The organism is Parafrankia sp. FMc2, from assembly GCF_041008525.1.
Lineage (GTDB): Bacteria > Actinomycetota > Actinomycetes > Frankiales > Frankiaceae > Parafrankia.
Window position 1 is genome coordinate 1 of sequence record NZ_JBFLUG010000205.1, and the last position, 9707, is coordinate 9707.

The following is a 9707-nucleotide window of genomic DNA, read 5'->3' on the forward strand; positions in this document are numbered from 1 at the left end:
TCCTCCTGCTTCGAGGAGGCCATGTCTGCCATGGTCAACGTCACCGGTCTTGAAGATCCCATCTCGCCCTGCGCTACAGAGGTTTCAGTGATCCTCGTGTCTCACGGGACTCTGACAGACAGGGCGATCCTGGATCCGGCCGTTCGGTCTTGGCTGATCGGACCCGAACTGTTCCCGTCGCCGAGGGACTCGACGCTGGCAATCTGCTGGAGCTGCGGCCAGCCGCTCGCAGGTAATTTCGTAAATCTTTCGATCCAGCTCCTCAAAAGATTAGTCGAACTAACCGCGCCAGATGCCCATGCGAATCAGGAACCCGCCTGCGTTGTCGCGGCGCGAGACGGGCTGCCGTCGCGGCGTATAGGAATCATGGCTCGCTCTCCACCGAAGCGGGAAGGAAACATGCGAATTCCGGCACTGGACGGGGCCGTGTACGAGATCACCGACGAGCATCGGCTGCTCGCCACCCGGATCCACGGTGACGACTCCGGCTGCCGGGGGTACGCCCGGGCGTGAGTCCGATACCCGCCGGGCGGAGTGCCGTCCCGGGCTCGGATCGATACTGGGAAGAATGCGGCGGACGCGGATAGTCCATCGTTTCACCGGCAGAGGACAGCATCGCTGGCGTAACCATGGGTGGGATTGACCTGAACCATGGCCGGACGGGCTGTCGGATGTTCCGGGAGACGTGACGAGTCGCTGGCCGGACTCCTCGCCAACCACCCCGACCGCTTCGGCTTCTTCACCAACGTCGCGACATTCCACGCCGACCTGGCGATTCAGCAGGTCGGCTACGCGCTGGACATCTACACACTCGTTGTCGGACAGATGCTGGTACAGATCACTCGGGCATCAGACTGGCTGCGGCCGTGGCGCCGAGTTCCCGGCAGGCTTCGCGCGCGGTCGTGTCGGCCTCGCCGATGACCGTGAGTGGCTCACACAGACGTTTCCACTTCAGACCAGTCGTGATGCCCTCCACCCCGCGGACCGCGCCAGTCGTGTCACTGTTGCCGTGTACGTAGAGCCCATAAGGACGACCGACCGTGGCATCGAGGCACGGGTAGTAGATCTGGTCGAAGAAGTGCTTGAGCGCGCCGCTCATGTAGCCGATGTTGGCCGGGGTGCCCAGCAGGTAGCCGTCCGCGGCGAGCACGTCGACCGCGGACGCGGCCAGTGCGGGACGGACGACGACGTCGACACCCTCGATCGCGTCGTCCCGGGCACCGGCGAGCACCGCCTCCAGCATCGCCTGCATCGTCGGTGACGGAGTGTGGTGGACGATCAGCAGCGTCGACATCGCGGTCATGTTATTGCCCCGGCCTCGCCGCACCGGCCGTCCGGCGCTGAGGAACCGTCGCGCCAGGGCACTCTGCCGTCAGCCGTGTAGTGGCGCAGCGGTGAGCGCGCACCTGGGCGCCTCACCCTTCACGGCTCGACGATCGGATCCCCGCCTGAGCGGGGGCCGGCGGGCGGGCGACCCGACCATCGCCTGATGCGGCGGTGAAGCAGGACGCCGCCCCCAGGCGCTGCTCTCGTTCGCATTCGTTCATGCGCATGACGGACGTGGGCGACCGCGTGCGACGCGAAAACCCACGTCGTCCACCCGGAGATCCGGATGGCTCCGGCGCCGCACGGACGCCCGGCAGCTCCAGTGCTCGTCGAACCACCCACCGCCCCGGAGCACCCGGTAAGCGCCGTAGACCGTGGGATCATAGGTGTCCCAGCACCAGTCCCACACATTCCCCAGCATGTCGTGGAGGCCCCACATGTTGGGTGCCTTGCCACCGACCTCGTGCATCCGCTCGCCCGAGTTGGCGCGGTACCAGGCGATCTCGTCGAGAGCTCCGTAACGTGGGCCGACGGAATCCGCCCGGCAGGCATGTTCCCATTCGGCCTCGGTGGGCAGCCGGTAGCCGTCGGCGGAGGCGTCCCAGTCGACACGCTCACCGTCGGCCTGGATGCTGTAGACGGGCACCAGGCCTTCGTGCAGCGACAACTCGTTGCAGAATCGGACGGCGTCCCACCAGGAGACGCTCTCGACCGGTAGCCGATCGCCCTGGGCAGCACTCGGCGGCTCACCGATGACCTGCGCATAGAGCGCCTGGGTGACCGGAAACGCGGCAAGGCGGTACGGCGCGAGCTCGACCGACCAGGTCCGCTGCGTCCGCCGATCCGACAATGTCACCACCCCCGACGGGATGGGCATCATCTCTGGCGCCTCACCTACCTCCACAGCGGAAAGATCTTACCAGCGAGTGGTCCGGTCGCCCCCGCCAGCGCTCACCTCGAACAGCAGGTCGGCGCGGTCGGGCGCGACGAACAGGAGGTCACCGACCTCGACGGACGCTGTCGACACCAGTTCCGGCTGATCCCGCCGCAGTTTCGCGACGGTCGCGCGCAGCACGGTGCCACCGTCGATCGCCGCGAGCACGGTGTCGAGGTCTGGCTGACGTGTCCACCTGGCCGGGATCCAGATCGATCTCGCTGGTGGTGGGGCCGAGGTCGGCGGTGCAGATCTCGCCGCCCGTCGTCTCGGTCGAGATCCGCACCGGGTGGCGGTCCACGATGTCGAGTGCGGTGGGCACGTTGGGGCACGAACCACTGCCGAACGGCGCCAGTGCCAGGGTGTCGCCGGGGAGCAGCACCGCGATCGGCCAGTGCCAGAGCCGCTGCCGCGGCCCCGATGCCCCTCGGCAGCCGACCATGCCTACAGTCCCGAGCGAAGGTCACAGCTTTTCGACGCGGCCGGCGGCGGTCTGGTTCACGCCGATGGCCTCGGCTGGCGTGATCGAAGTCGGGCCGTCCGCCTGGGCACCGACCTGGGTGTCGACGGGCGGCGCCTGGCCGGGGAAGGGGCGGCTGGGGATCTCCGCGCGCAGCACCGGCGCGATGTCGCTCTGGAAGAGCACCATCGTCTCGCGGTGCTCCTTCGTGGTGAGGCCGTCGGCGTCGGTGTGCAGGTGCATCACTTCGTGACCGAGCTGCTCGTGGTACCAGTGGACCTTCTCGATGATCTATCGACGGGTGCTGTGGTAGCCGGCGGTCCCGGCACCGACGAGGGCGTCGGCCGGGTCGCGCCCGTAGGCCACCCAACGCTCCCGGTAGTGGGGGACCAGTTCCGCGTACGGCTCGACCGGGTTGGTGACGTTCGCCGAGAAAAGGGGATCGCCGTACCGGGCGGCAAGATCCACCGACGCCCTGCTGGTCGCGCTGCCGTGCCAGATCCGGATCTCCGGCTGCAGCGGCCCGGGCCAGGTCTCGGCGGCCTCCAGTGACGGCCGGAACCGGCCGGACCAGGTGACCTTGTCCTCCCGCCACAGCCGGCGGAACAGCTCGTAGGACTCGCGGTTGCGGTCCCACTGGTCGGCGGTCGTCACGTGGAACAGCTGGGCCTGCGCGGCGCCGTTGCCCTTGCCGACCATCAGCTCCAGGCGCCCGCCGGAGAGCTGGTCGAGGGTGGCGTAGTCCTCGTAGGCGCGCACCGGGTCGAGCAGGCTCAGCGTCGTGACGGCAGTGAACAGCCGGATTTTCGTCGTGCGCGCCGCGATGTGGCTGAGCACGACCGGTGGCGACGAGGAGATGAACGGCCGCTCGTGCCGCTCGCCGATCCCGAAGCCGTCGAACCCCAGCTCCTCGACCAGGATCGCGTTGTCGACCACCTCGCGGAACCGGGCGGCGGTGGAGCCGCGCGCCCCGGTCGACGGATCGGGCGCGTGCACGATCAGGGTGATGGCCAGAAACCTCATGCGGTGTTCCCCACTTCCCGAACCATCGCCATCGCCACCGCTTCCAGACGACGGTGAGTCAGATTCAAAACTCCATCAAACCGATAGACAAATGTAGGTTTTTATCGACCTCTGTCCTCGGGTTGCGGCGACCCGGTCTCGAAGGGCCAGCGTTCACACGATGACGACAGATCACATCGCGGGGCATCTGCGACCCGGCGGGCACCCGCCCGGCGGCGTCCGCGACAGTGCCGACGTGCGGGTGGAACAGCACCGCCTGCCCCTGACCTACGCCGCGTTCGCCGCGCTGCCGGACGCGTCCGGCGAGCAGAGCGCGGCGGTCGCGCAGCTTCTCCCGCTCCACGGGCATGCGATCGACAACGGCGATGCGGAGCTGCTGGCCCAGGTGTTCGCCGACCCGCCCGTGCTCGGTGACCCGCCCGCCCTCGGCGATGCGGCGCCTCCCCGTCCCACCACACCGTGAACACCGAGATGAAGCGGGTGCCCGGCGGCCTGGCCGCGTGGAGCCGGCTGGTGACGATCGCCGGCGACGGCAGTGCCGCGAGCGTCGACGTCCTCGACCTTCTCACCGAGACGCCCGCCGGCTGGCGGGTGGCCCGGCGGACCGTGCACCCGCGCCACGGCGGCCCGGCCGTCGTCGCCGACGGGACGACACCGTGGGTGTGAGAGTCGTGCCGGTCGACGCGGCGACCTACGCCGAGGTCCGCGACCTCCTCGCCAGGCATCCGCACGTGTTCGACAACATCGCGCTGGCGGCCCTGCCCGGGGCCTACACCGACGACGCCACCCTGGGCGGGGCGCCGCTCGCGCAGCTCGCGAACGGGCTCCCGTTCGGGCGGGTGATGTTCCCGCACCACACCACCGACATCGCCGTCCACCGCGTCGACGACGACACCCTGCGGGTGTGGGCGAAGTACTTCGTGCTCCGCGGCGACGGAACCGCCGGCTCGGGCGACTACCAGGACACGGTGGTCCGCACGCCGCGGGGCTGGCGGATCGCCGAACGCGACGCCTCCCGCGGCAACCGGCCCGACGACGACCCCGACGGCCCCTCCACACGGACGCTCACCGCCGCCACCTGGATTCCGTCCGCAGACTGACTGACCGACTCCGGCCGTACGCTGCCCGCAGGCCGCACCAACCCCGATCAGTCCTGGACGACATCCTCGACAGTGGTCGCGGTGGCCGCGTGGCGAAGCCACAGGTCGAGCTGACCGGCGTCGACAGTGGCCAGGATCCGCTCCCGCAGCGCGGCAGGCACCGACACACCGCGGCTCTCCAGGACCAGTAGCACCGACCGCGCCTCGCCACGCGCCTCGCCACGCGCCTCGCCACGCGCCTCAGCCCGAGCGTCGACCTCGTTCAGCATGTCGTCGTAGTAGCGCTTTCCAACCGCCGTGGTCATGAGGAACTCCTCCCACCGGGCCCGGGCCGCCTCGGTCAGCCTGGCCACCGTCACATTATGGTAAAAGATCTTCGCGTCCGGTTCCAACGTGACCAGCGCCGCCAGCAGCGCGGGGAACATCACGTCCACGTCGGCATCGGTGAGATGGCACATCGCCGAGAGCAGCATGCGCGCCGGCCAGGCAGCCGCCACCTCTTCGTCGACGATCGCAGGGACGTCGGAGGGCGTACCGAAACGCGGCCGAAGCTGCGCGCCGCTGGCGGTGTCCTGCTCGATCTGCCTGCCGTACCAGGCCGCGACAGCCCGGATCGGGGAAGAAGACCACCAGCGAGGCCTTGATCGCGAACTCCCGCTCAAGATGCCCGACGTAGAGCTTCCAGGAAGCGAGTTTCTCCGGGTCCCGGCCGCGCTGCACCTCGAACACGACAGCCCGCACCGGCCTGCCGTCGGGCCCGCAGAGCAGCACCATGGCATCGGCCTGGTAGGTCCGCGGGCGAACGTTCGGGTCGTACAGTCGCGCCTGGTCGAAGGCCGGGGTGTCGTCGCCGAGCAGCGTCTGCACCCAGTCAGGCAGGGACGGGTCGAGCCGAACCAGCTCGATCGGCGTCTCGTGGGCCGAGGAAGGCATGGCGGCATGATGCCGACCGGGGCCGGCAGAACACGGTCGGCGAGGCGCCCGAGGGGGTCACGTGGACCGCGGACTCCCCGGTCCTTATGATCGGCCTCGCGCAACAAACGGACTCGTGAGTCCGTTTCGACGGCGAGCGCGGGGTGACGCATGAAGGACCGCGAGACAGCACGGGCGCCGCTGGCCAGGCCGGCGACGCGGACCGAGTCGGCAGTGCAGGCCGGGTCCGCCAGGTCGGCCGGGTCGGCAGCACAGCAGGCGCCACAGAAACGGCTGGCCCGGCGGGCCTCGACGAGCAACGGGGCCCTGACCGTCCTCATCCTGGCGGCCCTGACCTTCTCGCTGGCCCAGACAGCGGTCGTACCGGGCCTGACCCACCTCACCGAGGCGCTCCACGCGAGCCGGGAGGACGTCTCCTGGGTGGTGAGCGGCTACCTGGTCTCGGCCGCCATCCTCACGCCGGTGATCGGGCGGCTCGGCGACATGTTCGGCAAGCGGCGGATGCTGGTCGTCTCCCTGACGGGTTTCGCCGTGGGATGCGCGCTGGCGGCGCTGGCACCGAACGTCTGGGTGCTCGTGCTCGCCCGGGTGGTGCAGGGAGCCGGCGGCGGCATCTTCCCGTTGTGCTTCGGGCTCATCCGGGACAACATCCCGACGGAGCGCCGGGCCGGGGCTGTCGGCCTGATCGCGGCCATCGCGGGGATCGGCGCCGGTGCCGGGCTGATCATGGGCGGCGTCCTGATCGACTACGCGTCCTGGCAGTGGATCTTCTGGATCGGGGCGATCATGTCGGGTGGCGCGGCGCTCGGGGCGCTGCGTCTCGCGGACTCCGGCACGCCCACCCCGGGCCGGGTCGACGTGCCCGGCGCGGTGCTGCTCGCCATCGGTCTCACCGCCCCGCTGATCGCGCTGACCAGAACGACCACGTGGGGCTGGGGAAGCCCGCGCACCCTCGGTCTGATGGGCGCGGGGCTGGTCGTCCTGGTGCTGTTCGGTGTGTACGAACGACGTGTCGCCGAGCCCCTCGTCGACATGCGTGCCCTCGCCATCCCCGCGGTCGCGGCGACGAACTTCGCCACGCTGCTGGTGGGCTTCGGGCTGTTCGGCGCGTTCGTCCTGGTGCCGCAGATCGCCCAGACTCCCGAGTCCGCGGGCTACGGCTTCGGCCTGGACGCCACCGGCTCCGGGCTCCTGCTGCTGCCGGCCTGCCTCGCGATGCTGGTCACCGGCAGTCTCGCGGGGAGGGTGAACGCGCTGATCGGCTCGCGGGCCGCGCTGGTGGGCGGCCTCGCCGTCTCCGCCGCCGGTCTGGTCCTGCTCTCCGCCCAGCACGGCAGCGAGGGGATGGTGCTCGGCCTCTGCCTGGTCGTCTTCACCGGCATCGGCACCGGCATGGCGGCCGTTCCCACCATCATCATGGGTGCGGTGCCGGCGGAGATGACCGGGCAGGCGACCGGTGTCAACGCGCTTGTCCGCTCGGTGGGCTCCGCGCTCGGGTCGCAGGTGGCGGCCACCCTGCTGACCCGCAGCGCCAGCGCCGAGCATCCCCTGCCCACCGACGGCGCCTTTGCCGACGCGTTCCTGCTCGGTGCCGGCGGCCTCGTCCTCGCGGCGCTGGCCGCTCTTCTCATCCCACGCCGGAGCCAGCCTGCTCCCCTTTCCGGGGAGGGATAAATCCGTCGACAGGGTGTGTTGCCCTCGGGACGGACGGACTTTCGGTGGCCGACTCCACGGTCGCGGGATGCGAGATGTACATGCGGCGACTGGCGTTGACGACGGTCATGGTGACGGCGATCGGCCTTCTCGTCGCCTGCGCCTGCGGCGGCGACGGAGGCGGTGGCGCGGGAAGCGACCGCGTCCAGGCGGTCGACGACCCGGTCACCAGAAGTTCTCTGAACGACGTCTGCGACGGGAAGGTGGCCCTGACCCCCGCCCGGCCCTTCGCCGGGCCGGCGCCCCATCCGGTGCAGGTGTTCAGCCAGCAGCAGGGAAACGACCCCGGCGGGGAGACGTTCCCCCTCCGGATGATGACCAACGTGAGCCCCGGGGAAGCCCGGGCGCTGATGGCCCCGCAGGAGCAGATCCAGCTGGTCGCGTGCGGTGAGCGGGTCGCCGACACGCCCACGGAGGTGTTCTGCCGGGTGGATCCGGCCAGCCCCGTGGTGCGCGACCATCTCGCGTTCTGGGCCGCGTTCGCCGGCCTTCAGGAAGGCGACCGCCCGGACCTCGCCATCCTGCGGGACCGGGTCGACCAGGTTTTCCTCGGCGAGTTGCAGAACATCGTCCAGGGAATGCGCAACCGCCCGGGAGAATCTGTCCGCGGCCCGCTGCACCTGCTGGTGACCGGTGTGTCGCAGGAGAACGGGACCGTGGCGGTGGACAGCTGCGTGGACGAGACCGAGCGGGAGACGATGCAGCAGTCCGAACCCACCGGTGAGGTGGGCCTCCGCCACCGGATACGGGTGAACCTCACCCCGGCCGCCGGCAGCTATGTGGCCACCGGCTGGGCGGATCCGCCGCCGGGTGGCTGTCCCCCACCGGCCGGCCGGATCGGCTGATCCGCGCGGTCGTCGGTCCGGTGTCCGGCCGGCCGGGTTCAACCCGGCCGGTCGGACACCAGTTATCGGTTCTCCGGCGTCTCCGGTCACCGCCGGGGGCGGAAGTAGTTCCTGATCATGTAGGACGTCACCTTCGCGCCGATCTTCGCCCCCTCGACGTCGGCCGTCCGCGTGTGGATGCCGCCCCAGATCCGAGCCTCGATCACCTCGGCGATCGCGTGCGAGAAGCCCCGGAAATGCCGGGTGGTACCCGAATTCGCGCTGTAGGCGCTGAAGGGAATGTCGTCCCGGCCGAAGAAGTGTGCCAGGGCGGACATGCTCCCCGCCGTGAAGCAGGCGTGTCCGGAGGTGAAGTCGGGGTGCGGGGGCGTGACGAGCAGCGGCATCCAGTTCGGGTCCGCCACGGTGGCCGGGTTGCCGTCGGTGTCCGCCAGCTGGATGGCGGTGACCGGCCGCCAGAACATCCAGGCCGCCTTCTCGCTGAAACAGGCGGTGGTCGCGTCGGCCTCGGCGAGATCGACCATCGCGAACATCCGGGCCGTCTGCAGGAGGTTCAGACGCTGACCCGTGGCGAGCTGACGTTTGATCTCCCACTCGCCGAGGTGCCGGTCGTGCCACCAGATGGCGGCCTGGGTCTGGTCGGCGGTCCGGGTCGTGCTGTTCACCGCGCCGATCGTCCTGACCTCGTTGAGGTCCCGAGCGTACTGGGCGGATGTCAGCGCGGGCGGGCCGGCCGAGCGGAACATCGACGCGGACGGGATGAGGAACGGCCGCAGGTTCGCCACCCAGGCCGTGTCGGAGGCGAAGGTCGGCGGGGTGGGCCGCCACTGGCCGGGCTGGCTGCCCACCGGCCAGGCCGGGTCGCCGAACGCCCCGTCGTTCTGCCGGGCACGGATCATCGCGGCGGCGGTCTGGCCGCCCACCGCGACGCCGCTCCGCCTCGCGGTGTCGTCCGGGATTCTCGCCATCCAGTCGTCGTACTGGGCCTTCAGGCGGGCCTGCTGGGCCGGGAAAAGGGAACCGAGAACGCGAAATGCGGCTGTCCCGACCGCCGCGCTGGTGGATTCGCGCCCGCTGGTGCGCGGCGCGGACAGGTAGGGCTGGTAGGGCCGGCCCGAGATGGCGTTCACCGCGTCGTAAATCGCTCCGTGCACCATCGCGAAGCTGCGCGCCTGAACCTGCGGCTGCTGACCGGCCACATCCCAGATCGCGGTCTGCGCGTTACGGTCCCAGACGACGACCGCGTTTTCCGGCTCTTCGTAGTTGACCGGGGATCGTGATTGCCGAACTACTGGCCGTGACGTGTGGCCGTGACGGTGCGTAGCGGCGATCTGGTCCAGGAAGGGGGCGCACCCGCCACCTGGGATGATCGT

At 70.0% G+C, this 9707-nt stretch carries 11 protein-coding genes and 1 pseudogene; 6 read left to right on the top strand and 6 right to left on the bottom strand.

Translation table 11 applies throughout. The annotated features are described in order from the left end of the window. Window positions 1–513 (top strand): hypothetical protein (locus AB1460_RS33850; RefSeq protein ID WP_368966371.1); only part of this gene is annotated, 513 nt, incomplete at its 5' end. Between the two features lie 325 nt (window positions 514–838). Here the strand turns inward: AB1460_RS33850 and AB1460_RS33855 are convergent. From AB1460_RS33855 to AB1460_RS33870, 4 genes and pseudogenes are all read right to left on the bottom strand, one after another. Then, window positions 839–1303, bottom strand: a complete 465-nt coding sequence (locus tag AB1460_RS33855) for a flavodoxin family protein (RefSeq protein ID WP_368966372.1) — start codon at window positions 1301–1303, stop codon at window positions 839–841. A gap of 240 nt (window positions 1304–1543) precedes the next feature. Then, a complete protein-coding gene (locus AB1460_RS33860) occupies window positions 1544–2206 on the bottom strand; it encodes a formylglycine-generating enzyme family protein (RefSeq protein WP_368966373.1) in 663 nt (220 codons plus the stop codon). A gap of 36 nt (window positions 2207–2242) precedes the next feature. Then, on the bottom strand, window positions 2243–2428 hold the full coding sequence (locus tag AB1460_RS33865) for a hypothetical protein (protein WP_368966375.1): 186 nt from the start codon (window positions 2426–2428) through the stop codon (window positions 2243–2245). A gap of 295 nt (window positions 2429–2723) precedes the next feature. Next, window positions 2724–3743 (bottom strand): annotated as a pseudogene (locus tag AB1460_RS33870) (LLM class flavin-dependent oxidoreductase). Between the two features lie 160 nt (window positions 3744–3903). On the opposite strand from AB1460_RS33870, the gene AB1460_RS33875 reads away from it, so the two are divergent. The 3 genes from AB1460_RS33875 to AB1460_RS33885 are packed head-to-tail and all read left to right on the top strand — an operon-like array spanning window position 3904 to window position 4843. Further along, the gene (locus AB1460_RS33875; RefSeq protein WP_368966376.1) at window positions 3904–4206 is read left to right on the top strand and encodes a hypothetical protein; all 303 of its coding nucleotides are present in this window, start codon (window positions 3904–3906) and stop codon (window positions 4204–4206) included. Window positions 4207–4214: 8 nt separating this feature from the next. Continuing rightward, window positions 4215–4409: a hypothetical protein gene (locus AB1460_RS33880; RefSeq protein WP_368966378.1), complete on the top strand. Its 195-nt coding sequence runs from the start codon at window positions 4215–4217 to the stop codon at window positions 4407–4409. Next, window positions 4406–4843, top strand: coding sequence for a nuclear transport factor 2 family protein (locus AB1460_RS33885; protein ID WP_368966379.1), 438 nt, complete (start codon window positions 4406–4408; stop codon window positions 4841–4843). Before AB1460_RS33880 ends, AB1460_RS33885 begins: the two co-directional genes overlap by 4 nt. A 47-nt stretch (window positions 4844–4890) precedes the next feature. Here AB1460_RS33885 and AB1460_RS33890 read toward each other — a convergent pair whose 3' ends face one another. Next, window positions 4891–5505 (bottom strand): hypothetical protein, encoded by a 615-nt coding sequence (locus AB1460_RS33890; protein WP_368966380.1) that lies wholly within the window; start codon window positions 5503–5505, stop codon window positions 4891–4893. 421 nt (window positions 5506–5926) lie between these two features. On the opposite strand from AB1460_RS33890, the gene AB1460_RS33895 reads away from it, so the two are divergent. Continuing rightward, window positions 5927–7450, top strand: coding sequence for an MFS transporter (locus tag AB1460_RS33895; protein WP_368966382.1), 1524 nt, complete (start codon window positions 5927–5929; stop codon window positions 7448–7450). 44 nt (window positions 7451–7494) lie between these two features. After that, entirely contained in the window at window positions 7495–8334 is an 840-nt protein-coding gene (locus AB1460_RS33900) for a hypothetical protein (protein ID WP_368966384.1), read from the top strand. A gap of 86 nt (window positions 8335–8420) precedes the next feature. Here the strand turns inward: AB1460_RS33900 and AB1460_RS33905 are convergent, their stop codons facing one another. Continuing rightward, window positions 8421–9704: a vanadium-dependent haloperoxidase gene (locus AB1460_RS33905; RefSeq protein WP_368966386.1), complete on the bottom strand. Its 1284-nt coding sequence runs from the start codon at window positions 9702–9704 to the stop codon at window positions 8421–8423. Between the last annotated feature and the right edge of the window lie 3 nt (window positions 9705–9707).

What these genes read in the sequence shown, in the direction of transcription:
- AB1460_RS33855 (WP_368966372.1), bottom strand. Translation starts at nt 1,303, where the DNA reads ATGACCGCGATGTCGACGCTGCTGATCGTCCACCACACTCCGTCACCG.
- AB1460_RS33860 (WP_368966373.1), bottom strand. Translation starts at nt 2,206, where the DNA reads ATGATGCCCATCCCGTCGGGGGTGGTGACATTGTCGGATCGGCGGACG.
- AB1460_RS33875 (WP_368966376.1), top strand. Translation starts at nt 3,904, where the DNA reads ATGACGACAGATCACATCGCGGGGCATCTGCGACCCGGCGGGCACCCG.
- AB1460_RS33880 (WP_368966378.1), top strand. Translation starts at nt 4,215, where the DNA reads ATGAAGCGGGTGCCCGGCGGCCTGGCCGCGTGGAGCCGGCTGGTGACG.
- AB1460_RS33895 (WP_368966382.1), top strand. Translation starts at nt 5,927, where the DNA reads ATGAAGGACCGCGAGACAGCACGGGCGCCGCTGGCCAGGCCGGCGACG.